At 58.5% G+C, this 24,395-nt stretch carries 24 protein-coding genes; 18 read left to right on the forward strand and 6 right to left on the reverse strand.

Going from position 1 to position 24,395, the window contains the following annotated elements; translation table 11 throughout:
* Positions 1–12: 12 nt before the first annotated feature.
* From ABNF92_RS16685 to ABNF92_RS16725, 9 genes are all read left to right on the forward strand, one after another.
* Positions 13–1,371, forward strand: a complete 1,359-nt coding sequence (locus ABNF92_RS16685; protein ID WP_136631648.1) for an N-acetylmuramoyl-L-alanine amidase — start codon at positions 13–15, stop codon at positions 1,369–1,371.
* 20 nt (positions 1,372–1,391) lie between these two features.
* Positions 1,392–3,302, forward strand: coding sequence for a DNA mismatch repair endonuclease MutL (mutL, locus tag ABNF92_RS16690; RefSeq protein ID WP_349342770.1), 1,911 nt, complete (start codon positions 1,392–1,394; stop codon positions 3,300–3,302).
* 64 nt (positions 3,303–3,366) lie between these two features.
* Positions 3,367–4,335, forward strand: a complete 969-nt coding sequence (gene miaA / locus ABNF92_RS16695) for a tRNA (adenosine(37)-N6)-dimethylallyltransferase MiaA (RefSeq protein WP_349344105.1) — start codon at positions 3,367–3,369, stop codon at positions 4,333–4,335.
* 33 nt (positions 4,336–4,368) lie between these two features.
* Entirely contained in the window at positions 4,369–4,620 is a 252-nt protein-coding gene (gene hfq / locus ABNF92_RS16700) for an RNA chaperone Hfq (protein ID WP_008170056.1), read from the forward strand.
* Positions 4,621–4,741: 121 nt separating this feature from the next.
* The gene (gene hflX, locus ABNF92_RS16705; protein ID WP_209396657.1) at positions 4,742–6,040 is read left to right on the forward strand and encodes a ribosome rescue GTPase HflX; all 1,299 of its coding nucleotides are present in this window, start codon (positions 4,742–4,744) and stop codon (positions 6,038–6,040) included.
* An 83-nt stretch (positions 6,041–6,123) separates the two neighbouring features.
* Positions 6,124–7,311: an FtsH protease activity modulator HflK gene (gene hflK / locus ABNF92_RS16710; RefSeq protein WP_069183028.1), complete on the forward strand. Its 1,188-nt coding sequence runs from the start codon at positions 6,124–6,126 to the stop codon at positions 7,309–7,311.
* A 2-nt stretch (positions 7,312–7,313) separates the two neighbouring features.
* A complete protein-coding gene (gene hflC / locus ABNF92_RS16715; RefSeq protein WP_153633718.1) occupies positions 7,314–8,189 on the forward strand; it encodes a protease modulator HflC in 876 nt (291 codons plus the stop codon).
* A gap of 173 nt (positions 8,190–8,362) precedes the next feature.
* Positions 8,363–9,544, forward strand: coding sequence for an ATP phosphoribosyltransferase regulatory subunit (locus ABNF92_RS16720; RefSeq protein ID WP_349342771.1), 1,182 nt, complete (start codon positions 8,363–8,365; stop codon positions 9,542–9,544).
* Between the two features lie 83 nt (positions 9,545–9,627).
* A complete protein-coding gene (locus ABNF92_RS16725) occupies positions 9,628–10,923 on the forward strand; it encodes an adenylosuccinate synthase (RefSeq protein ID WP_069183031.1) in 1,296 nt (431 codons plus the stop codon).
* A gap of 54 nt (positions 10,924–10,977) precedes the next feature.
* Here ABNF92_RS16725 and cmoB read toward each other — a convergent pair whose 3' ends face one another.
* The 5 genes from cmoB to ABNF92_RS16750 are packed head-to-tail and all read right to left on the reverse strand — an operon-like array spanning position 10,978 to position 14,325.
* A complete protein-coding gene (cmoB, locus tag ABNF92_RS16730; protein WP_349342772.1) occupies positions 10,978–11,970 on the reverse strand; it encodes a tRNA 5-methoxyuridine(34)/uridine 5-oxyacetic acid(34) synthase CmoB in 993 nt (330 codons plus the stop codon).
* 2 nt (positions 11,971–11,972) lie between these two features.
* Entirely contained in the window at positions 11,973–12,749 is a 777-nt protein-coding gene (gene cmoA / locus ABNF92_RS16735; RefSeq protein ID WP_349342773.1) for a carboxy-S-adenosyl-L-methionine synthase CmoA, read from the reverse strand.
* Complete coding sequence (locus ABNF92_RS16740; protein WP_136631509.1) at positions 12,742–13,110, reverse strand: kinase; 369 nt, start codon at positions 13,108–13,110, stop codon at positions 12,742–12,744. The genes cmoA and ABNF92_RS16740 overlap by 8 nt, the downstream gene beginning before the upstream one ends.
* Positions 13,111–13,144: 34 nt before the next feature.
* Positions 13,145–14,161 carry a serine/threonine protein kinase gene (locus ABNF92_RS16745; RefSeq protein ID WP_349342774.1) on the reverse strand — a complete coding sequence of 339 codons (1,017 nt, stop codon included), beginning with the start codon at positions 14,159–14,161 and terminating at the stop codon, positions 13,145–13,147.
* A gap of 11 nt (positions 14,162–14,172) precedes the next feature.
* Entirely contained in the window at positions 14,173–14,325 is a 153-nt protein-coding gene (locus tag ABNF92_RS16750) for a hypothetical protein (protein ID WP_153633714.1), read from the reverse strand.
* 73 nt (positions 14,326–14,398) lie between these two features.
* Between ABNF92_RS16750 and ABNF92_RS16755 the strand changes: the two genes are divergently transcribed.
* The gene (locus tag ABNF92_RS16755; RefSeq protein ID WP_349342775.1) at positions 14,399–15,508 is read left to right on the forward strand and encodes an NAD(P)/FAD-dependent oxidoreductase; all 1,110 of its coding nucleotides are present in this window, start codon (positions 14,399–14,401) and stop codon (positions 15,506–15,508) included.
* A gap of 197 nt (positions 15,509–15,705) precedes the next feature.
* Here the strand turns inward: ABNF92_RS16755 and ABNF92_RS16760 are convergent, their stop codons facing one another.
* Positions 15,706–16,440: a ComF family protein gene (locus ABNF92_RS16760; protein ID WP_349342776.1), complete on the reverse strand. Its 735-nt coding sequence runs from the start codon at positions 16,438–16,440 to the stop codon at positions 15,706–15,708.
* A gap of 50 nt (positions 16,441–16,490) precedes the next feature.
* On the opposite strand from ABNF92_RS16760, the gene bioB reads away from it, so the two are divergent.
* The 8 genes from bioB to ABNF92_RS16800 all read left to right on the forward strand — a co-directional run bounded on the left by bioB (position 16,491) and on the right by ABNF92_RS16800 (position 24,226).
* Complete coding sequence (gene bioB, locus ABNF92_RS16765) at positions 16,491–17,549, forward strand: biotin synthase BioB (RefSeq protein ID WP_069183036.1); 1,059 nt, start codon at positions 16,491–16,493, stop codon at positions 17,547–17,549.
* A 160-nt stretch (positions 17,550–17,709) separates the two neighbouring features.
* On the forward strand, positions 17,710–18,885 hold the full coding sequence (gene bioF, locus ABNF92_RS16770) for an 8-amino-7-oxononanoate synthase (protein ID WP_349342777.1): 1,176 nt from the start codon (positions 17,710–17,712) through the stop codon (positions 18,883–18,885).
* Complete coding sequence (locus tag ABNF92_RS16775; RefSeq protein ID WP_349342778.1) at positions 18,882–19,637, forward strand: alpha/beta fold hydrolase; 756 nt, start codon at positions 18,882–18,884, stop codon at positions 19,635–19,637. The genes bioF and ABNF92_RS16775 overlap by 4 nt, the downstream gene beginning before the upstream one ends.
* Positions 19,625–20,476: a malonyl-ACP O-methyltransferase BioC gene (gene bioC / locus ABNF92_RS16780; protein WP_349342779.1), complete on the forward strand. Its 852-nt coding sequence runs from the start codon at positions 19,625–19,627 to the stop codon at positions 20,474–20,476. The genes ABNF92_RS16775 and bioC overlap by 13 nt, the downstream gene beginning before the upstream one ends.
* A complete protein-coding gene (bioD, locus tag ABNF92_RS16785) occupies positions 20,476–21,168 on the forward strand; it encodes a dethiobiotin synthase (protein ID WP_069183039.1) in 693 nt (230 codons plus the stop codon). Before bioC ends, bioD begins: the two co-directional genes overlap by 1 nt.
* A 51-nt stretch (positions 21,169–21,219) precedes the next feature.
* Complete coding sequence (locus tag ABNF92_RS16790) at positions 21,220–21,465, forward strand: flagellar basal body rod C-terminal domain-containing protein (RefSeq protein ID WP_136631502.1); 246 nt, start codon at positions 21,220–21,222, stop codon at positions 21,463–21,465.
* 22 nt (positions 21,466–21,487) lie between these two features.
* On the forward strand, positions 21,488–22,156 hold the full coding sequence (locus tag ABNF92_RS16795; protein ID WP_291905995.1) for a putative metalloprotease CJM1_0395 family protein: 669 nt from the start codon (positions 21,488–21,490) through the stop codon (positions 22,154–22,156).
* Between the two features lie 270 nt (positions 22,157–22,426).
* A complete protein-coding gene (locus ABNF92_RS16800) occupies positions 22,427–24,226 on the forward strand; it encodes an acyl-CoA dehydrogenase C-terminal domain-containing protein (protein WP_069183042.1) in 1,800 nt (599 codons plus the stop codon).
* Positions 24,227–24,395: the final 169 nt, after the last annotated feature.

Consider the following 24,395-nt stretch of genomic DNA (forward strand, 5'->3'; position numbering starts at 1 on the left):
CAGGTAAGCTGTATGAATTGTACAAAGCTGAGTAAACAACTGATATGGCCAATAGCGCTATTGCTTGCGACATTGGCGTTTCACGGTTCGGCTGCAACGCAGGTCGAGAGTGCCCGTATTTGGCCCGCGCCCGATCACACTCGCCTGGTTCTGGATACCGGCGGTCAGGTCGAGCACAACATCTTCTCCCTCAGCAGTCCGGCCCGGCTGGTTATCGATCTGAAAAATGCCAATCTGAAAACCGACTTCTCCGGCCTGGATCTTTCCGGCAGCCCTATCAAACGGATCCGGAGCGCGCCAAGGAACGGGACTGACTTGCGTGTAGTCCTGGATCTCAAGGCCGACATCAAGCCGCGGAGCTTTCAGCTGGAACCGAATCAGCAGTATGGCCACAGGCTGGTGGTCGATCTGATTGATGAAAGTGGCAGCCGGCTGGAAAAGGCAGCTACGCCGACCGTGACCCAGGATTCTTCGGGGAAGCGTGACATCATCGTGGTCATTGACGCCGGGCACGGCGGAGAGGACCCCGGCGCCATTGGTCCGAGAGGAACCCATGAAAAAGACGTGGTTCTGAAAATGGCGAAAACCCTGGCCAGCCTGATCAATGATCGGCCGGGATATACCGCCAAACTGACCAGGACAGGGGACTATTATATTGGTCTTCGCAATCGCACGATTCTGGCCAGAAAATACAATGCCGACCTTTTTGTATCGGTACACGCCGATGCGTTCCGGACGCCCCAGCCGAGGGGAGCTTCCGTGTTCGCTCTTTCCCAGCGTGGAGCCACCAGTGAGACTGCCCGATGGCTGGCTAACAGTGAGAACCGCTCCGATCTGATCGGTGGCGCAGGTGGATTGTCTCTGGATGGTCGGGACGACATGCTTGCCGGTGTTCTGTTGGACCTCTCGATGACGGCCAGCATCAACGCCAGTCTTGGCGTAGGCAGTTCCGTTCTTGGCAAATTGGGTAGCGTAGCGAAATTGCACAAGCCCGGCGTCGAGCAGGCCGCTTTCGCGGTGCTGAAATCGCCGGATATCCCCTCCATTCTCGTGGAAGCCGGATTCATCTCGAACCCCCAGGAAGAGAAAAACCTGTCGACCGAGTGGTACCGCAACAAGCTGGCCGGTGCCATCATGAAAGGCATTGATGATTACTTCCAGAAAACGCCACCGCCGGGCACCCTTCTGGCGTGGCAGAAACAGAATCGCCAGGGCGGGAACAGCATCAGCCACTATCGCATACAGCGCGGCGATACGCTTTCCGGCGTGGCTCGGAAAAACCAGACGACCGTCAGCGAGCTGATGCAGTTTAACGACCTTCGGGACGACCGTGTTATGGTAGGGCAAACCATTCGTATTCCCGCGTCCTGATCAAGAGGTTTTTCCGTAACATGCCCCCCATTCGATTGCTGTCACCACGGCTAGCGAACCAGATTGCCGCGGGTGAAGTGGTGGAGCGACCCGCGTCTGTCGTCAAGGAACTGGTCGAAAATGCCCTGGATGCCGGTGCCAACCGGGTCGACGTTGAAGTTGAGCAGGGCGGCGTCAAGTTGATTCGCGTTCGGGATGACGGCAGCGGTATTGAGGAAGATGATCTGCCCCTTGCCCTCAGCCGCCATGCCACCAGTAAGATCGCCAGCCTGGATGATCTGGAGGCTGTCGCATCGCTTGGCTTTCGCGGAGAAGCGCTCGCCAGTATCAGTTCCGTCTCTCGGCTTACCCTGACTTCAAGAACCGAGTCCCAGGAAGCGGCCTCCCGGGTGGAAGTCGAAGGCCGGGAAATGGACGCGAGGATTTCGCCTGCAGCCCATCCCGTTGGAACGACGGTGGAAGTGCGGGATCTGTTCTTCAACACCCCGGCCCGTCGAAAATTCCTGCGTACCGAGAAGACCGAATTCAACCACGTTGAGGAGTGCGTGCGCCGCCAGGCGCTGAGCCGTTTCGATGCAGGCTTTACCCTGCGCCACAATCAGCGGGTTGTGCAAAGCCTCAGGCCAGCGGAATCGGCTCTGGATCGTGAGCGGCGTATTGGTGCCCTGTGCGGCCAGCAATTCATCGACAATGCCGTGGTAATTGATGCCGAAGCAACCGGTTTGCGGCTCTGGGGTTGGGTGGCTCTACCTACCTTTTCGCGTAGTCAGGCCGATCTACAGTACTTCTTTGTTAACGGTCGCGTTATCCGCGATCGCCTGGTGGCCCATGCCGTGCGCCAGGCCTACCGCGACGTGCTCTACAATAACCGGCATCCGGCGTTTGTGCTCTATCTTGAGGTGGATCCCGCCACTGTCGACGTGAACGTCCATCCGACCAAGCATGAGGTCCGGTTCCGTGATGGTCGCCTGGTCCACGATTTCATCTTCAGAACCCTGCATAAGGCGCTGGCCGATGTGCGGCCGGACGATCATTTTCGCGGTGCGGTGGCGCAGTCCTTTGGTCGCGAGGCATCGGCCCAAACCCAAGAGGGAGTTGCGGCAACCGGTGCTCCTGTAGAGGGGGGTTGGAACGGCCAGCCCTCGGTACCCAATTACGGTTATGCGGGCGGCTCAGGTGCCGGATTTCGCGGGCAGCCTCAGCCGCAGCAGGAGTGGCGGGCCAGTGATCAGATGGCCTTTTACCAGTCCCTGAATGCCGGCGGGGGCAGCGAAGGGCCGCAGCCTGTATCCACCAGTGATAGCGTAGCCACGCCAATGCCCACACCGCCTGTTGACAGCGATCAGGAACCACCGCTTGGCTACGCCATTGCACAGTTGCATGGAATCTACATTCTTGCCCAGGGGCGCGCGGGGCTGATCGTGGTAGATATGCACGCCGCTCACGAGCGAATCACCTATGAGCGAATGAAACGTGCACTTGCCGAGCAGGATCTGAAAAGCCAGCCATTGCTGGTGCCGTTATCGCTGGCCGTCAGTCAGAAAGAGGCGGCCCTGACCGAGACCCACGGTGAAGAATTGCAGAAGCTTGGTTTGCAGATCGAGCGCATTGGCCCGGAGACCCTGGCGGTGAGGCAGGTACCCGCGCTGCTGCGTGGTGCGGATACCGAACAGTTGGTGCGTGATGTACTGGCGGATCTGATCGAGCATGGTCAGAGTGACCGGGTTGAAGCGGTGACTCACGAACTGCTTGGAACCATGGCGTGTCATGGGGCCGTCCGTGCCAATCGGCAGCTCACCATTCCTGAAATGAATTCGCTGTTGAGGGATATGGAGGCAACCGAACGCAGCGGCCAGTGCAATCATGGTCGGCCGACATGGACGCTAGTGACCATGTCCGAACTGGACAAGCTGTTTCTCCGGGGCCGCTGAGGTGTCGCTGCCGCCTGCCATTTTCCTGATGGGCCCCACGGCCTCGGGTAAGACCGATCTGGCCATGGCGCTTTGTGATCACCTGCCTTGTGAAATCATCAGCGTGGACTCTGCGATGATCTATCGGGGTATGGATATCGGGACGGCGAAACCGACCGCAGAAGAGCTTGCGCGGGCGCCCCACAGACTGATCGATATCTGCGATCCGGCGGAAACATACTCAGCTGCAGATTTCCGCCGGGACGCCCTAGCTGCGATGGCAGAAATTACAGCAGCGGGACGGGTGCCGCTGCTGGTAGGCGGCACCATGATGTATTTCAAGGCGCTTCTCCACGGTATGTCGGGCCTGCCATCGGCAAGTCCCACCGTTCGAGTTGCCCTGGAACAAGAGGCCGAAGAGCGAGGCTGGGAGGCCCTGCACGAGGAACTTCGGCGCAGCGATCCTGTCGCAGCTGAGCGCATTCACCCCAATAACCGGCAGCGCCTGATGCGGGCCCTGGAGGTGCTGCGTCTTACCGGCAAGCCCATTTCCGAATTCTGGAAGGCCGAAACCGGTGCCGGCGAACAACCAACGGCCGCGGCGCAAGGCGGTGATATTGAGGATTACACCTATTTCACTCGCTGGCAGGCAGACGAAACATCTTTGCTTCCGTATACTGTTGTTCAGCTTGCCATGATGCCGCCGGAGCGGCGCGTGCTTCATGAGCGAATTCGCCTGCGTTTCCTGAAAATGCTGGATGCAGGCTTTCTTGAAGAAGTGCGGGCACTGATGCTCAGGGAAGACTTGCACCCTGATCTCCCTTCCATGCGTTGTGTCGGATATCGTCAGGCCTGGAGTTATTTGTCCGGAGAAGACGATTACGAGACATTTGTCGGCAAGGGAGTGGCAGCAACACGCCAGCTCGCCAAGAGGCAGTTGACCTGGTTGCGCAAGTGGTCCGATGTGGAGTGGCTGGATAGCGACGACAAACTTATCGCTGAGGCAGCCTTGAAAAAAATCCGACTTCGCACCACATTTAAATTTTACAAATGACGATCTGCACTTACTAAAAACAGGAGAAAACACATGTCAAAAGGGCATTCGTTACAAGACCCTTACCTTAATGCACTGCGCAAGGAACGCATTCCGGTTTCCATCTTTCTGGTCAACGGTATCAAGCTACAGGGCCAGATCGAATCTTTCGACCAGTTCGTGATTTTGCTGAAAAATACTGTCAGCCAGATGGTCTACAAGCACGCTATTTCCACTGTGGTACCTGCACGTAATGTTCGCATTCCGCAGCAGGCTCCGGGAGGAGAGGGCGAGTCTGAGGACTGATACGCCCGTCTCCCGATCTTGTCACCCGCGTTCCAGAAGATCCCGCCAGTCAAGGGATCTTGTGGCCGCGGGTGTTTGTTTTTATGTCACCCATAGTCTGATTGCCCGGAGTTGACGCCAATTGTTTGAACGTCCTGATGTCGGTGAGCGCGCAGTACTCGTCCACATCGATTTTACTGCCCACGATGGCACCGAAGACCCCGGTGAATTTCGGGAGCTTGTAACCTCCGCCGGTGTTGAGCCTGTTTGTACCGTCACGGGGTCCCGGAAGCAGCCTAGTCCCAGATTTTTCGTCGGTGAGGGCAAGCTGGAAGAAATTCGTGACGCAGTGGCGGCCAATGAGGCTGATGTTGTCTTGTTCAATCATGCCCTGAGTCCTCGCCAGGAACGCAACATTGAGCATGAGCTCAAGTGCCGTGTGCTGGACCGTACCGGTGTGATTCTCGATATCTTTGCCCAGCGGGCGCGGACACACGAGGGCAAGCTCCAGGTAGAACTTGCCCAGCTCGAACATATGTCCACGCGTCTGGTTCGGGGCTGGACCCACCTTGAGCGTCAGAAAGGGGGTATTGGTCTTCGCGGCCCCGGTGAGACCCAGCTGGAAACCGACCGCCGACTCTTGCGGGAGCGGATCAAGTCCATCCACAAGCGTCTGGAAAAGGTGCGTCGCCAGCGGAACCAGGGGCGAAGAGCCCGTGAGCGGGCTGACATTCCTACGGTGTCTCTGGTCGGTTATACCAACGCCGGCAAATCCACGCTATTCAACCGGATTACCACTTCGTCCGTATATGCTGCAGACCAGCTGTTTGCCACGCTCGATCCGACGTTGCGGCGGCTGGAACTTCCGGATATCGGGCCGGTCGTAATGGCGGACACCGTAGGCTTCATAAGGCATCTGCCGCACAAGCTGGTTGAGGCGTTCCGGGCGACGCTTGAAGAAACCACGCAGGCGACTTTGCTGTTACATATCATCGACTGCCACGATCCGCGCCGCGACGAGAATATTGAGCAGGTTGAAGAGGTTCTGGCGGAGATTGGTGCAGACGAGATTCCCATGCTGCAGGTGTTCAACAAGATTGATCTGCTGGAAAACTTCACACCGCGTGTCGAGCGAAATGAAGAGGGGATTCCAGTCCGGGCCTGGGTGTCCGCAGTAACTGGTGAGGGCCTGGACGGTCTGTTCGATGCGATCGTTGAGCGGGTAGCGGAAGATGTGGTCCATCACTTCGTCCTGCTTGGTCCGGCGGATGGCAAGTTGCGCGCACTCCTGCATGAAGCGGGTTCGGTGCTGAGTGAGGAGTACCGTGATTCCGGCGACACCGTTGTTGAGGTGCGATTGCAGAATCGGGACTGGCAACAACTGCTCAGCCGGGCCGGCGTCAACGAAAAGTCAATCCGACTGGACGGTGGACACGCATGAAACCGCCCCGGCTATTGCCGGGGCGGAGATAAATCCCTAGTATTTGCAGCCATTCTATCTATAAGTCAGTAACGGAGAGCACTATGGCCTGGAACGAACCGGGTGGAAACCGTAACGACAATGACCCCTGGGGTACCGGTGGTGGTCGACGCGGCAATGATCAGGGGCCGCCAGACCTCGATGAGGCGCTGAAAAAAGGTCTCGACAAGCTCAACAAAATGCTGGGCGGCAAGGGTGGCAAGTCCGGCGGAAGCGGTGGCAGCGGCGGCGGAAGTGCCGGCGGCTTCGGGGCCATCCTCGCGCTTGCAGGCATCCTGGTAGTCGGCTACGTGATTTTCCAGTCGTTTTACACCGTGGACGAACAGGAACGGGCGGTTGTGCTTCGTTTCGGTGAGTACCATCAGACCGCTAACCCTGGTCTGAGGTTCAAGGTTCCATTGATCGACAGTGTAACCAAGGTGCGTGTCACCAGTGTTCGAACTGCCGAGTCCAGTGGCCAGATGCTCACTCAGGACGAAAACCTGGTAACTGTGGATCTGCAGGTGCAGTATCGCGTAGGCGACGCAGAAGCCTATGTCCTGAACGTTCGTGATTCCAACCAGGCGCTGGCATTCGCGACTGATAGTGCCATCCGTCATGAGGTGGGCAGTTCCACCCTGGATGACGTGCTGACCGAAGGCCGTGCCGAATTGGCTGTTCGAGTAGAGCAAAGGCTTCAGACCTTTCTGAGAGAATATGGCACCGGTCTGGAGTTGGTGCGGGTGAACGTTGAAAGTACCCAGCCCCCCGCCCCGGTTCAGGATGCGTTCCGTGAAGTTCAGCGCGCCCGGGAAGACGAGCAGCGGGTCAAGGAAGAAGCTGAAACCTATCGCAACCGAGTCGTACCTGAGGCCCGTGGTGAGGCTCAGCGCATGATCGAAGAGGCTAATGCCTACAAGGAAGAAGTGATCGAGCGGGCTCGTGGTGAAACCGCCCGTTTTCTCGAGCTCCTGGCTGTGTATGAGATGGCTCCGACCGTGACTCGTGAACGTCTGTATCTGCAAACCGTTGAAGAAGTGTTGGCCAATAGCAGCAAGATCCTGGTCGACACAGAGAGCAGCGGCAACATGATGTACCTGCCGCTTGATCGTCTGACCCAAGGTTCTCTGCCACGCACCGGTGGATCTTCTTCCGGTAGCAATCAAGGCAATGTGGATATCCAGACCCTGACTGATCAGGTTCTGCAGGAACTGCGAAGCAGGCAGGATACTACCGTTCGGAGGAGCAGATAATTATGGGACCTAAAGGTGTAGTGGGCCTTGCAGGCGCCCTTATTGTTGTCCTGCTGGTCTTGTCCAGTGTGTACATTATTCCGGAAACCCACCGGGGCGTTCTGCTACGGTTCGGTGAGCTGGTAGAGACTGACATTCAGGCAGGTATCCATTTCAAGGTTCCTGTCATCGATCAGGTTCGTGAATTCGATATCCGGGTTTTGACCATGGATCTGCCATCCAGGCAGTACCTGACCGTGGAAAAGAAACCGTTGGATGTGGATTCCTACATCGCCTGGAAGATCCGGGATGTGGACCAGTTCTACCGAGCGACCGGCGGTGACGAGTTCCGTGCGCAGTCTCTGCTCGCCTCTCGAGTGGACAACGGACTTCGGGATGAGTTTGGTATCCGGACCATGGTTGAAGTAGTCTCTGGCCAGCGGGATGAGCTGATGCACACCCTGAGGGATCGTGTAAACCAGACCGCGCAGAGCGAATTTGGCATCGAAGTCCTGGACATCCGGGTCAAGGCAATCGAATTCCCGGGGCAGGTGAGCGAAAACGTCTATCGTCGGATGGCGACTGAACGTGAAAAGCTGGCTCAGGAATTCCGTTCCCGGGGTCGCGAGCTGGCCGAGGGTATTCGGGCCGACGCGGATCGTCAGAGAACCGTTATTCTGGCGGAGGCCTTTGCCCAGTCGGAAGAAACCCGTGGTGAAGGCGACGGTGAGGCGGCCAGGATTTACGCCGATGCCTATGGCTCGAACGCGGACTTCTACAGCTTCTACCGGAGTCTTCAGGCTTATCGCAATACCTTCATGAGCAAGGATGACATCATGGTGATCGATTCCAACAGCGCGTTCATGAAGTTCCTGAACGACCCCCAGGGCGCCCAGTAAACCGGAGCCTGACAGCAAAAACCGGAATACCTCCGTATTCCGGTTTTTTTGTGCCCGCCAACCGTGTAAAATTCTGCCGGTTTTGTGTCGGGCTTTTTAACGAGTGCCGCCTTAAATCCTGTGTGATCCCCCGCCGACTGCGCCGGAGCGGATATAACGGACAACGGAATCTCATGACAGTATCTGATCGCTGGTTACTGCCAGACGGGGTAGAGGATATTTTGCCCCCACTGGCCGGACGGATCGAATCCCTGCGCCGGGATGTAATGGATACCTGCCAGCGCTGGGGTTATCAGCTGGTAATCCCACCGCTCATTGAATATCTCGAATCCCTGTTTACCGGAACCGGAAACGACCTGGAGCTTCAGACCTTTAAGCTCACCGACCAGTTGACCGGTCGCATGATGGGTGTTCGCGCCGATATGACGCCTCAGGCCGCGCGCATTGATGCCCACACCCTCGGTCAGGAAGGGATCACCCGTCTGTGCTATGCCGGACACGTACTCCATACCCGTCCCCGGCATATGCTGACCGGTCGCACCCCCATCCAGGCCGGTTGCGAGCTGTTCGGCAGTGCCTCGGAAGCTGCGGACATGGAGGTGATCAGCCTGATGCTGGAGACCCTCCGTGTGGCCGGTTTGCCGAGAATTCACCTGGATCTGGCGCACGTGGCCATTTATGAGAGTCTGATCGGCGAAGCGGATTTTGATAGGGATACCGAGCGCGCCATTTTCGATGCCATGGCCCGCAAATCGGTCCCCGAGCTTGACGAACTGCTGGGGCAGTGTGCTGCAGGTTCAGCCGGGGCCCGCCTGCGCGAGCTTGCGCGGGTCAGTGGCGGCCCGGAGGCCTTGAGTGAAGCCCGCCGGATCCTGCAGGGCGCCTCCGACAGCCTGGACGCCGCACTTGACCAACTCGGGCGGGTGTCCGATATGTTGAGTCGGGATTATCCGGAGATCAGCTTCGGATTCGATTTCTGCGAGCTGCGTGGCTACAACTACCACACAGGGCTGGTGTTTGCGGCCTATGTGCCTGGCCATGGTGATTCCGTTGCCAAAGGCGGTCGCTACGATGCCATTGGCAGCGATTTTGGTCGGGCCCGCCCGGCAACCGGGTTCAGTCTCGATATACGGGCTCTCGTCGCCCTCGGAGAGCGGGTGGCACGAAAGGCGGGTGCTGTCTGGGCGCCGGCGGACGATGACCCCGCTCTTGAAGGCGTGATTTCCGGTCTGAGAATGACGGAGACCGTTGTCCGGGCTCTGCCCGAAGACGAGGGTGTTAATCCGACGGCTAAAGGCTGTGATCGGGAGCTGGTGAAACAGAACGGCCAGTGGGTCGTGCAGAAGCTGGGCTGATGGCCCCGGGGCCTCGGTGAATTCATTTACAGGTAAACTTGCGAAACGCGTGTCCTTCGGGGCAGCCGCATTGAGAGAGAATCATGGGTAAAAACGTTGTTGTGCTGGGCACCCAATGGGGTGATGAAGGCAAGGGTAAGATTGTTGACCTGCTGACTGACAAGGTCGCAGCGGTTGTTCGCTTCCAGGGCGGGCACAACGCCGGACACACCCTGGTAATAGACGGCAAGAAAACAGCGCTTCACCTGATTCCTTCCGGTATTTTGCGGCAGCATGTTTACTGTCTTATCGGCAACGGTGTTGTCCTCTCCCCGGAAGCTCTGCTCAAAGAAGTACGAGAGCTTGAAGCCAACGATGTGGCGGTTCGCGATCGCCTGCGTATCAGCTTGGCGTGCCCGATCATACTGCGCACCCATGTCCGCATTGATCAGGCCCGGGAAAGGGCTCGTGGCGTCGACAAGATTGGTACCACGGGTCGCGGTATCGGCCCCGCTTATGAAGACAAGGTTTCCCGCCGCGGCCTGCGCCTGGGTGACCTGTGCAATCCCGCCGACTTCGAAACGAAGCTGCGCGAGATCATGTCTTACCACAACTTCATCCTGACCGAGTACTTCAAGGAAGAAGCCGAAGATATTGATGCGGCCCTGGAAGAACTGAAGCAGATGGGTGAGGAAATTCTGCCCATGGCGGCGGACGTGACCGACATGCTGCACGATTTCCGCAAGCGTGGAGAGAATATCCTCTTCGAGGGAGCCCAGGGCTCGCTGCTGGATATCGACCTGGGTACCTATCCGTACGTGACCTCGTCCAACACCACCGCCGGCGGCACCGCCACTGGCTCCGGTTTCGGTCCGCTGTTCCTCGACTATGTGCTGGGGATCACCAAGGCCTATACCACCCGTGTCGGTTCCGGCCCGTTCCCCACGGAGCTGTTTGACGACATGGGCAAACATCTCGCGGTGAAAGGCAACGAAGTGGGCACCACAACCGGTCGCGCCCGTCGCTGCGGTTGGTTCGATGCGGTGGCGATTCGACACGCGATCCAGATCAACAGTGTCTCCGGCATCTGCCTGACCAAGCTCGACGTGCTGGACGGGCTGGAAACCGTGAAGGTCTGTGTCGGTTACAAGACTCCGAATGGCGAGATTTTCCGGCCGCCCATCGGCTGTGACAGTTACAAGGACATTGAGCCGGTTTACGAAGAGCTGCCTGGCTGGAGTGAGAGTACCGTTGGGCTGACCAGCGTCGATCAGTTGCCGGAGAATGCGAAGGCCTACATTCGGTTCCTGGAAGAGCAGATCGAGGCACCGATCGACGTGATCTCCACGGGGCCGGACCGCATTGAAACCATCACGCTCCGTCATCCATTTGGCGAGTAATCGCCGATGGATGAAGAAACCGCCCTGCCGAAAGGCACGGCGGTTTTTTTGTGCTCAGGGCTTCTCGGCAATCACGGTGGCACGAAGGGGCCCAGGGTAACCCTCGACGGTTTTTGACGGGTCGTTCGGATCCAGAAAATCCTGTAGGGAATTGAAGCGCATCCAGTCGGTGCTGCGCTGTTCCTCGGTAGTGGTCTCGGTCACATCCACCACCCGGGCATTGCGGAAGCCGGTGCGGTCGAGCCAGCGCAGCATTGTTTCGCAGCTGGGCAGGAACCAGACATTGCGCATCTGTCCGTAGCGACCCTTGGGCATCAGGCTGAAACCTTCAGGGCCCTCCACCACAAGTGTTTCCAGAACCAGCTCGCCACCCCGGCGCAGTGTTCCCTTGAGCTCCAGCAGATGATCCAGAGGCGAGCGACGATGATAAAGGACGCCCATGGAAAAGGTGGTGTCGAAGGTTTCAAGATCGGCTGGCAGATCCTCCATCCGGATCGGCAACAGATCGACGGCGACATCGCCCAGGTAGTCCTTGACGCTGAAGAACTGGAACATGAACAGCAGCCCCGGGTCGATCCCGATCACCCGGCCGGCCCCCTCACCCAGCATGCGCCAGCAGTGGTACCCGGAGCCGCAGCCCACATCCAGTATCCGGCGACCGGAGAGGTCTGAAAGGTAGGGTGCGACCCGGTCCCACTTCCAGTCGGAGCGCCACTCGGTATCAATGTAGGTGCCGAAAAAATCGAAGGGACCCTTGCGCCATGGCATCAGGCCGCGCAGTCCCTGCTCCAGCTGTTCCTGCTGTGCCAGGTTCAGCGGCTCGGGTGAATTCAGGGTAATGGCAGAGCGGTTCAGCTGCGCCTCCACCTGCTCAATGTTGGGCAGGCGGTCCAGGGCGGCCTGCCAGCGATCCAGATCGCCATGGGGGCGGTCTTCGAAGCGGTGAACCAGTTGCTGCTGAAGCGAAGTGGCCCAGTGACCCAGGCCGTCTTTTGCGAGTTCATTGATGATAGGCCCGAATCGGGCTTTCCAGTCAAAATCTGCCATGGTCATTCGATGGTTTTGTCAGCCTTGATGGCGAGCATGGATACAAAGTTGAAGCACTGGTACCAGACCACCACATCATTGAAGCCCGCCGCCAGCAGTCGTGCCTTATGGGCCGCCAGTGTCTCTGGAATCAGTACCTGTTCAATGGCCGTTCGCTTCTGGCTGATTTCGAGATCCGAATAGCCGTTGGCACGCTTGAATTCGTGGTGCAGTCGGGTCTGAATGGCCTGCTCGTCCTCCGACTCAAAGCGGATTTTTTCTGACAGAATCAAAACGCCGCCGGGGAGGGTAGCATCCGCAATTCGTTTGAGCAGGCTGGACCGCCTTTCCGGATCCACAAACTGCAAGGTGAAATTCAGCGTGGTCACCGAGGCGTTGCTGAGTTCGGTGTCCAGAATATCCTCGCACCTGAGGGTGACAGGGAGGGCGCTGTCGTCCAATGCAATGTAATGCTCGCAGCGTTCGATCATGGCGCTGGAGTTATCCACGCCCACAAGGGTGCAATCCCCATATGAGATGCCGTGCCGCATCGCCAGGGTCGAGGCGCCCAGGGAGCAGCCCAGGTCATAGCAGTGGGAGGCTGGCTGGGCGTATTGTTCGGTGATCACCTCGATCATCGGAATGATGGTGGTGTAGCCCGGCACGGACCGGCGAATCATGTCCGGGAAAACCCGTGCCACCGACGCGTCGAACCGGAAATCCTCGGGTCGGCGTTCTGTGGCAAACAATCGGTCTGTCACCTGCTCGGGTGGCTCCGAAGGCTTGCGGGGCTTAACCATTGGGGTCTGCTGCCTCTGGAGAGGGTGGAACCGCAGGGCCTGTCGGTGACGGTCGGGAGCAGCGCACGCCCCGGTTCTTGTAGTCCACCAGAATGCCCCGGAACGAGGGGTCCACATCGGCGGCAATTGCCAGATAGCCATTCTCGCAGACCGCATGCAGTTCCGATGCCTTGGGTGACATGCGGAACGGATCGTCCTCGGTTACATGTATGGCCTGGAAATCGCCAACCGGCATGTGATCCTTGTTGTCGCTGTGACTGATCTTGCCGCTCATTTCCAGCGCAAGAACGGTCCCGATTACCGCAACCAGTGCGGTCACGATCAGGCTGCGGACGGTGTAACGGGCCTCACTCTGGCTCATGCCTACCTCGAATCAAACGAATTTAAAGTGTTACTCAGTATTGCCCCGGCACCGTGATGGCCGGAGACTGCAGGGCGGATAGTTGCTCCCGCAGCGAGAGAATCTGGTCTGACCAGAAGCGTGGCTGGGCAAACCACGGAAAGAAGCGCGGAAACGCAGGATCATCCCAGCGCTTTGCCAGCCAGGCGCAGTGCGCGATCTGCCGGTAGCACCGCAGCGGCTCAATCAAGTGGCGTTCTCGACGATTGAAATCACGGAACATCTCATAACCTTCGAGGAGTTCTCCGAGCTGGGCCCCCCGGTCGACATCGTCTCCGTTAAGGAGCAGCCACATGTCCTGGATAGCAGGCCCCGTGCGGCAGTCGTCCAGATCTACGAACAGCATCTGCTCGTCCCGGCACAGGATGTTGCCGGAATGACAGTCGCCATGAAGTCGCAGAGTTTCTACCGGGCCGGCTTCATCAACCCGTACCGCACAGAGCCTTTGCAGGTCGGGGATCAGGCTGTCCCAGGCGGGCCTGAGATCCGCTGGAATCCAGTCGCCTTCAACCAGAAGCCGGTTGCTGACTTCAATGCCCTCAAGCAGATCCATGCCAGGGCGATTGGCAAATGGTTTCTTGGCGCCAATGTTGTGAATCTGACCCAGCCACTGGCCGAGACGGTAGAGAGTGTCTGTCACGCTGGTATCGGGCGCCTGTCCGCCACGCTGTGGAAAGGCCGCGAACAGGAACTCGCCGTGGCGGCCGAGCGTATCGCCCGAAGTCAGCTTCATCGGTGCAACAACCGGAATGTCTGCCTGCAGAAGTTCCAGGGTGAACTCATGCTCCTCCTGGATTGCCTTTTCGCTCCACCGACCTGGCCGATAAAATTTGGCGATGACCGGGGCGCTATCGTCCAGCCCCACCTGATAAACCCGGTTTTCGTAGCTGTTCAGCGCGAACAGCCGCCCACTTACCGCGAACCCGGCCTCTTCCATGGCATCCAGGATAGTATCAGGCGTCAGGGAATCGTAAGGGTGGGTGGATGCAGCGAGTGAGGAGTCATGGGTCATAAAGGGATGTATCAGAGCCTTGTGTCGTATTTGGATTTCATGGATTGCAGATGGTACCAGTTTTCATCCAGCTCTGAGTCCATGAAGGCCTCGCGGAAAAAGACATCCACGTAAATTTGGAGCCAAGTATAACCGGTATCCGCAATCGAGTAATGGTTCATCATGAAGTCACTTTTCTGAGAGCGCTGAGAATGGGGTATGCTCGTTCGCTGGGCAGTTGAGTGAGGGCGAGTGAGGGTGCAGAAAGAAATTCTTGAAACACAAACCGTGGTAATCGGTGCCGGTGTGGTTGGCCTTGCTATCGCCCGCGCCCTTGCGAGTGCCGGCCATGACGTGATTTTGCTGGAAAGCGCTGGCCGGTTTGGTGAGGGCATATCCTCTCGCAACAGTGAGGTCATTCATGCCGGCATCTATTACCCGGAAGGATCACTGAAGGCGGAACTTTGCGTTGCAGGCCGACAGCGGCTTTACGACTACTGCCAAACCCGCAAAGTCGACCACCGGAAGTGTGGCAAATGGATCGTGGCAGCCGATGAATCGCAGAATGGAAAACTCAAGGATATTCAGGCGGCCGCGGCCCACAATGGCGTCGAGCTGACCTTGCATGAAGCAGACCGGCTGGCCCGTGAGATTCCGGAAGTTCGCGCGAGTTCCGGCCTCTGGTCGCCGGAAACCGGCATCATAGACAGCCATGGACTGATGCTCTCACTGCTCGGCGAGCTCGAGGATGCCGGCGGCCAGCTCGTTCTCCGGTCACCCGTGGTGGCCGCCGAATCGGAAAACCACTGGCATCGTCTCCACGTGGGAGGCGACCATCCGCTGACTCTGAAAGCGAAAAACGTCATCAACGCCGCCGGACTGGCCGCTGTTCCACTGGCAAAAACCTGGGCCGGCTTACCTGACGACTTCAAGCCAGAACAGTGGTTCGCAAGAGGCGTCTACTTCAGCTACAGCGGCCAAACACCCTTCAAAACCCTGATCTACCCGGTCCCCGAACCCGGCGGCCTCGGTGTACACCTCACGCTCGACCTCGCTGGCCAGGCCCGCTTCGGCCCCGACGTGGAATGGATTGAAACCGAAGACTACACAGTCGACCCGAACCGCCAGGAAACCTTCGCCAGAGGTATCCGCCAATGGTGGCCTGGTCTCGACCCGGCCCGACTTCAACCTGCGTATGCCGGTATCCGCCCCAAGTTGGTGGGCCCCGATGGTGGTTTTGCGGATTTTCGAATCGATGGACCGGAAGATCACGGTTTGCCTGGACTGGTTAATCTTTTTGGCATCGAATCGCCTGGATTGACGTCTTGCCTGGCAATCGCAGATTTTGTGAAGAGAAAGCTGAACTGAACAACTTACTCAACAGTCCGGGCGCCGGTCAGGCAGTCCCTCCCGGGATTGTAGAGGGCCATGGATGGCCCGAAACAAGCGCACAGGGAAGTGCTTTTAGCGTATCCCGGGAGGGCCTGCCTGACCGGTGCTTGCTGCCAAGTATGAGTTAATGGCCTTTCCCGGCGAATGCTCCAGGGTAAATGCGGTTAGTCGCACTAACCGGGTGTCCGCGCCAAAGCCCAAACCTGAATCTCCCGAGCCCCAGCCTCCCGAAGAACCGAAGCCAACACCCGAACCGTCGCCCCCGTCGTCACCACATCATCCACAATGGCTATCCGCTCAGGCGCCACCGTTGTCACCTCGAACACCCCGCGAAGATTCGCCAGCCGCGCCTCCCGGTCCAGCTCTCGTTGTGCCCGGACCCGCCGGACGCGCCGCACCAGCCCGGTAGCGACAGGAATGTTCAACTGACTCCCGATGGTCTCGGCAATGTCCTGGGCCTGATTGAATCCCCTTTGGCGCCGTCGTCGCGCATCCATGGGTGCTGGTATCAGCGCCAACGGCTTCGGGATGCTGCCATCCTGTAATGCTTCTGCAAGAGATTTCGCAAAATCGGACATCAGGGGCCGGCCGAACTTACGTTGGCCATTGTATTTGTAGCGGCCAATCATGCCGTTCAGCGGGTACTGGTAGCGCCAGGGAACAAAGGATGTATCAAAAGGTGGCGGGTGTTTCAGGCAGTCGCCACAGAGCAGTTCCGAGGATGGAAAGGCCAGGGGTAGGGCGCAGCAGCGACAGTGCCAGCGGTTAACCGGCAAATCGTCCCGACAAGGCTGGCATAACCCATTGAAAGCGTTGGAGGAGAGGCACGCGACACATAGCCCACCGTGCCTGACGCTGTTAACCTTTTTCTCCGTGAAGGTTGACAGCCAGTTCAGTCTCTTTATCATCTGATTCATCCGTAAACCCAGAGACCGGAAAAGGTTAACAGGACTTTTACATGACCGCTACAGAACTCCGCCACGACTGGACACTGCAGGAAGCCCGCGAGCTGTTCGAACTGCCCTTTAACGACCTTCTGTTTCGCGCCCAGAGTGTGCACCGGCAGCATTTTGACCCGAATGAAGTGCAGGTCAGTACTCTGCTGTCGATCAAGACCGGCGCCTGCCCGGAGGATTGCAAATACTGTCCCCAGAGTGGTCATTACAACACCGGTCTCGAGAAAGAGAAGCTGCTGGAAATCGAAAAAGTGGTGGCTGAGGCCCGTGCCGCGAAAGAGAAGGGCGCATCCCGGTTCTGCATGGGCGCCGCCTGGCGCAGTCCCTCCAAAAAAGATATGCCCTACGTGCTGGATATGGTGAAGCAGGTCAAATCCCTGGGACTTGAGACCTGTATGACGCTGGGCATGCTGAAGGAAGAGCAGGCGGTTGAGTTGGCTGACGCCGGGCTGGATTACTACAACCACAACCTGGACACTTCCGAAAAATACTATAGCCACATCATCACCACGCGGACCTATCAGGACCGCCTGGATACGCTCGATAACGTTCGCAAGGCCGGCATGAAAGTTTGCTGCGGTGGCATCATGGGCATGGGTGAGGATGAGGATGACCGGGTAGGTCTCCTGGTCCAGTTGGCAAATCTGCCTCATCATCCCGAGAGTGTGCCGGTTAATATGCTGGTAAAGGTGAAGGGCACGCCCATGGAGAACGTCGAGGATCTGGACCCGTTCGAGTTCGTCCGGATTATTGCGGTGGCGCGGATCATGATGCCGGCATCTCATGTTCGTCTGTCAGCTGGCCGTGAGAACATGAATGAGCAGATGCAGGCCCTGTGTTTCATGGCTGGCGCCAACTCGATTTTCTACGGCGAGAAACTGCTGACCACCGCCAATCCGGAGGCGGATGCCGATATGCTGCTGTTCAAGCGTTTGGGTATTCGTCCTGAGCAGCGGGAGCAGTGCGCTTCTGAGGAACAGGAAGAGGAGGCGATTGCCGAAGCCGTGGAGTATGAGGCGACGCGTCACATGTTCTATGACGCCACGCGGGAATCTGCCTGAGCCTTTGATCCTGGGGAAGCAACGAGCGGGTAAGGCTCCCCGGGATACGCTACGAGCACATCCATGTGCGCTTGTTTCGGGCCATCCTTGGCCCTCTACAATCCCGGGGAGCCTTACCCACTCGTTGCCCGGGCCGTTGAGTTAACCTCCAGGTGCTATCGTGCGGGACTTTGCCCTTGAACTTGAAGAGCGGAAACAGGCCGGTCTGTACCGGACACGTCGGCATGTGACGGGTCCCCAGCGACCCTCTCTGATTGCGGACGGCATACCTTTGCTGTCGTTCTGCAGCAATGATTACCTCGGTCTCGCCAATCACCCCGCCAATATCGAGGCCCTTCGTAATGCGCTTCCTGAAACAGGGCTCGGCGGCGCGGCTTCTCATCTGATCTGTGGTCATCACGATGCCCATCACCGCTTGGAGCTTCGTCTGGCGGAGTTTACCGGGCGCAGTTCGGCGCTGTTTTTCTCCACCGGTTACATGGCCAATATGGGGGTTATTTCGGCGCTGGCCGGGCGGGGCGATACGATTTTTTCGGATCGGCTGAATCACGCATCCATTATTGATGGCTGTATTCTGAGCCGGGCCCGGGTTCGGCGTTATGCCCATGGTGATGCGGCAGCGCTGGAGGCGATGCTGGCGGAGACGTCGGGGCACAAGCTGGTGGTGACCGATGGTGTATTCAGCATGGACGGTGATGTTGCGCCGCTGGCGGAGTTGGCCCGGGTCTGCCGGGCTCACGATGCGTTACTGGTTGTTGATGATGCCCACGGGATTGGAGTTCTGGGGCCCGAGGGTCGGGGCAGTGTTGCGGAGTTGGGGTTGTCGGAGGAAGACGTGCCTGTGTTGATCGGCACCCTGGGCAAGGCGGTCGGCACCAGTGGCGCATTCGTGGCCGGTCCGCCGATGTTGATGGATTATCTGGTTCAGAAGGCCAGAACCTATATCTATACCACGGCGATGCCGCCGGCAATTGCCATGGCAACGATTTCGAGTCTGGATCTTATTGAACGGGATCAGGGGCGTCGTGACCATGTAATGGGGCTGGTGTCCCGGTTCCGTCGCGAGGCCTCTGCCATGGGGTATGAATTGATGCCGTCGCGTACGCCGATCCAGCCGATCATGATTGGCGACAATTACGGCGCGCTGGCGCTCAGCCAGGCCCTGGAGAAGCGGGGGTTGCTGGTTTCGGCGATTCGCCCGCCCACGGTTCCGGTAGGCGAGGCGCGGTTGCGGGTTACGTTCAGTGCCGCGCATTCCCAGGAGGATCTGGACTGCCTGCTGGGCGGGCTTTCAGAGTGCCGTCACCTGCTTCAAAAGACGGACGTTGCGATATGAGTTCCGCCATCGTCTGTCAGCGCCTGGTAGTGGTTGCCGGGTGGGGTGTCCGCGCAGAGATGCTGTCGAAGCTGTATGGCTACTGGCCCGGGGAAGTTGTGCCGGTGTCACTGGACGATGAATTACTCGCCCGTTGCGATTCTCTCTCGCAAGTCACGGATGAACTTTTGTCGCTGTACCCGGAGCCGTCCGTCTGGATGGGGTGGTCTCTGGGTAGTCAGGTCGTGATGGAGGCCGCAGCGCGACAAACCGGCTCGGTATCCTGCGCCGTAACGCTGGGTGGGTTTCCGAAGTTTGTTGCCGATGACAGCTGGCTCCATGGAATGCCGGAAGCGGACTTCCGGGCTTTCGCCCTGGGCATTCGCCGTGACCCTCAACGGTACTGGCTGCATTTCCTGTTGTTGATGATCAACGGTGCGTCGAACGAAAAAGACGAGCGACAAAGTCTCAGGCCCTGGCTCGAAAAAGGCACCTTGGTTTCGCACGAGCACCTCAGCAAGAGTCTCGCGTGGCTGGAAGCCGGGGATCAGCGGGCACTATGGCGTTCACTCGTCACCCCGGCTCTGCATGTGACGGGTGAGAAGGATATTGTGGTCAGATCCAGGGCTCAAGATCTTTCACTTCCAGCCTCAAGTGGCTATGCCGTTGTCCCTGGCATGGCACATTGGCCGGGTGGATGCTCTGCCTCGGATTGCTGGGCTGCGATTCAGTCGTTCTTTGCCTCGCAAAAGGCACTGTCATGGGCGTTATGAACTCGCCGGTCGGCGCATCGGCCGGTGTTTCTGAAACCCTCAAATCGGATATTGCCCGGGGCTTCGGCATTGCCAGTGGCACCTATGAAAGCGCCTCCCGGCTGCAGCGTTTCATGGGCAACACCATGCTGCAAAAATTCCAGGCCGTCGAGCGCGAGCAACTTCATTCGGCCACCCTGGACCTGGGTTGCGGCACCGGTTGGTTTACCCGCAAGTTCGCTGGGCTTGAGGGTATTGGGGTGCTGGCCGGGCTTGATCTCTCACCGGGTATGCTGGCGCAGGCCCGTGAGAACTCGCCTGCGGGAATCAGCTGGATTGTGGGCGATGCCGAGCACCTCCCTTTGCTTGATGACAGCGTGGACCTGATATTCAGTAATCTGATGATTCAATGGTGTGATGACCCCCGTTCAGTGCTCCGGGAATGCCAGCGTATTCTGCGCCCCGGTGGATTCCTGATGGTCTCGACGCTCCTGGATGGCACACTGCGAGAACTGAAAACGGCCTGGCACGCCGCGGACCCCGATCATCAGCACGTCAATCGCTTTGAGACCCACCTTGCCCTGCAGGCCAAGGTGGGGGCCGAGTTGCCGGGTGCCGTTATCGAGAACCGTACAATAAGGCTGCCCTACGAGTCGCCGATGGCCCTGGCCGGTGAGCTCCGCCATCTTGGCGCCGGCTTTCGGGGCGCTGGTCGTCGCCGAGTGGTCACGGCGCCGGGGAGGTTGCGGACAATGTGCAGGCATTACCCGAAAGAGCCGGACGGCACTATTATGGCAAGTTATGAGGCTGCCTGGATTTACTGGCAGGCACCACAGGAAGCGTTAACCGGGAAACAATAATGGCCAAACACTCCTTCTTTGTAACGGGCACCGACACAGGGGTTGGGAAAACCCTGGTTTCCGCCGCCATTCTTCACGCGGCCCGGACCATGGGCAAGCACACCCTGGCGATGAAACCCATTGCGTCTGGTTGTGATCGGACGCCCGAAGGTCTCCGCAACGAAGACGCCCTGATTCTGCAGAACGCTATTACCGAGCCGCTGGCTTATGAGCTCATCAACCCGGTGGCGCTGGAACCGGCGATTGCCCCCCACGTTGCCGCCGAGCAGGCCGGACGTCACATCACTTCGGATCGCCTCGTCGGGTTCTGCCGTGGTTTGCAGATCCGTCCGGCAGACCTGCTGCTGGTGGAGGGCGCTGGCGGCTGGCGAGTGCCTCTAAACGATCGGGAAACCTATTCGGAGTTTCCGCGCCAACTGGCCATGCCGGTTATTCTAGTCGTCTCACTCCGCCTCGGCTGCATCAACCATGCTCTGCTGACGGCGGAAGCCATCAGAAGTGATGGTCTGCGGTTGGCGGGGTGGGTTGCCAATCGGACGGAGTCCGAGCCAATGAGCTGCGAGCAGGACACTCTCAATTACCTGGTGAACCACATGGGCGCGCCCTGCCTGGGTATCCTTCCCTGGCTGGAGCAGGCGCGGCCGGAAATGTTGGCCGGCTATCTGAATATCGATGGATTGTTTGAAAATTGACCAAATGTGTGGCTTAATTGAGTCAATAAATGGTCACCAGGCAGCTTTGTCATGATCAATAACACTCTCGCAGTTGGAATTCAGGGCATTCAGGATGGCATGGTCGGCATGGAAAATGCCGCCCGTAAGATTGCCCGTGCCGGTGCTGATGGTCCCCAAGGAACCGCGGAAGGTGCGGGTAGCCTCGTCGAGCCCATTGTTGATCTCAAGATTTATGAGCGCAGTGTTGAAGCGTCCGCGCAGGTGGTTAAAACAGCAGACGAAACGCTGGGAACGCTTCTGGATATCATGGCCTGATTAACCAAAGAGCGCAGAGTTCGTGCTTTCCTCTCTCCCTCCTGTTCCTTCGCCTATACCAGCGGCTTCGTTTCAGGGCCCGGTTTCTCCGCGAGTCCAGGCCACGGGCCCAGTATCGGCAAAGCCGGAGGCGCCGACCGCTGGAGCCAGATCTGTTGAGGCTGCGGGCAAAGCCGAGTCCGCGCGGGAAAATCCGGACCCCGGGCCCCGCAGCGGGGAAGCCGACAATCCTCAGGGGCTCACAGACCAAGAGCTGAAACAACTGACTGAGCTGAAAGCGCGGGACCGTGAAGTTCGTGCCCACGAAGCCGCTCACCAGGCAGTTGGCGGCCAGTATGCCGGCGCCATGTCGTTTACCTACCAGCGGGGGCCGGACGGCGCCCAGTATGCGGTGGGTGGCGAAGTCTCCATCGATATCTCCCCCGTGCAGGGGAATCCCCAGGCAACCATTGAAAAGATGCGAATCGTCCGCGCGGCAGCCATGGCGCCGGCGGAGCCTTCTGGACAGGATCGGGCCGTTGCCGCTCAGGCCATGCAGATTATGCTTCAGGCCCAATCCGAGCTGGCTGCCGAATCCGGATCCTCTCCAAGGGAGGCAAGCGATGCCTATCGCAAAGTCTCCGCCATGGGCGAAGGTGAACAAAAAGGCGACGAAAACCGCGCGTCATCCTTCAAGCCTGTGTCCGCCTGACCCCCGCCTTGCCAGGCACTGATTCCTGTAAATATATCCCATAGTTAAAGGTTACTTCTGCCCGGCATGCACTGTCGTGGCGCATGATCCGGTGACAGTTCGCAACACAAATTTTGCATCCGGCTATTGACAATTCTGTGCCTGTAAACGTATGTTTCAAACAAGTGTTTAATTAAGGCTGCAGCGCATTGCGTTGCGGTGTCTGAGCAAACCCAAGGCCAGAAGCTGTTAAACCCGATTCAGCTGAGACCGAGAACTGAGGTGGATTCCATGCCTGATTACAAAGCGCCCCTGCGTGACATCAAATTCGTTATGACCGAGCTGCTGAACAGCGAGCAGCATTACGCCAATCTGGAAGGTGCTGAAGACGCTACTCCGGATATGGTGGATGCCATTATCGGGGAAGGTGCCAAGTTCTGTGAGCAGGTTCTGTCTCCGCTGAACCAGGTGGGCGACAAGGAAGGCTGTACCTGGAGCGAAGATGGCGTCAAGACGCCGACTGGCTTCAAAGAAGCCTACCAGCAGTACGTTGAGGGCGGCTGGCCTTCCATGACCGCCGATCCCAACTACGGCGGCCAGGGTCTTCCGCATTCCCTCGGCCTGGTGATGAGTGAAATGGTCGGTACCGCCAACTGGTCCTTTGGGATGTACCCTGGCCTGAGCCACGGTGCCACCAACACCATCGAAGAGCACGGCACCGAAGAGCAGAAGCAGACCTACCTGACCAAGCTGATCAGCGGTGAGTGGACTGGCACCATGTGCCTGACCGAGCCGCACTGCGGTTCCGATCTCGGCACCCTGCGCACCAAGGCAGAGCCGAATGCCGATGGCACCTACGCCATTACCGGTACCAAGATCTTTATCTCTGCCGGTGAGCACGACATGGCCGAGAATATCGTCCACATCGTTCTGGCACGTCTGCCGGGCGCACCGGAAGGCACCAAGGGCATCTCCCTGTTTATCGTGCCCAAGTGCCTGCCTAACGAAGACGGCTCTGCTGGTGAGCGCAACGCCGTATCCTGCGGTTCCATCGAGCACAAGATGGGTATCCACGGTAATGCCACCTGTGTGATGAACTTCGACGGCGCCAAGGGCTGGCTGATCGGGCCGGAGAACAAGGGCCTGAACTGCATGTTCACCTTCATGAACACTGCTCGTATCGGTACCGCCATCCAGGGGCTGGGTGCCGCCGAGCTGGGCTTCCAGGGGTCACTGGCTTACGCCAAAGAGCGTCTGGCCATGCGTTCACTGAGCGGCCCCAAGAATCCGGAAGGCATTGCCGATCCGATCATCGTTCACCCGGACGTACGTCGCATGCTGCTGACCCAGAAGGCCGTCGCTGAAGGCGCTCGCGCCCTGATTTACCTGACTGCGCAGCAGGCTGATATCGTGCACAGCGGCAAGACCGACGAAGAGCGCAAGGCGGCCGATGAGGCGTTGGGCTTCCTGACGCCAATCGCCAAGGCGTTCCTGACCGAGATTGGTTACGAGGCGGCCAACCTGGGCATGCAGGTGTTCGGTGGCCACGGCTTTATCTCAGAGTGGGGTATGGAGCAGAACGTTCGTGACGCCCGTATCGGCATGATCTACGAGGGCACTACTGGTATTCAGGCGCTGGATCTTTTGGGCCGCAAGGTTCTGATGACCCAGGGCGAATCCCTGCGAGGCTTCACTAAGCAGGTTCATCTGTTCTGCAAGGAAAACGCCGACAACGAGCAGTTGCAGGAATTCATCGAGCCGCTGGCCGCCATGAACAAGGAATGGGGTGAGCTGACCACCAAGATCGGTATGTCCGCCATGAAGAACCGCGAAGAAGTGGGTGCGGCTTCCGTGGATTACCTGATGTATTCTGGTTACGCGGTCTTCGCCTACCTGTGGGCGCGGATGGCCAAGGTTGCACTGGACAAGATGGTTGAAGGCACTACCGAAGAAATGTTCTACAACGCCAAGGTTCAGACTGCGCGCTTCTACTTCAAGCGCATGCTGCCCCGGGCCAAGAGCCACGCAGAAAGCATGCTGGCCGGCGCCGACAGCCTGATGGACATGCCGGAGGAAGCCTTCGCCATCTAAGGCGCGGGCACCGAAGGACGGTTCGACAGGACAGGAAGCCCGCACTCCCCGGAGGCGGGCTTTTTTCATGAGTTGCGGTCCGCTTTTAGGGTAGAATAGGTGCCCATAAAAATAATCTTCAGCGGACACATAGCCCGAGCAGGTGTGACCGGCCCGAACTGAGGCCCTA

It is taken from the genome of Marinobacter sp. MMG032, assembly GCF_040112695.1.
GTDB lineage: Bacteria > Pseudomonadota > Gammaproteobacteria > Pseudomonadales > Oleiphilaceae > Marinobacter > Marinobacter salsuginis.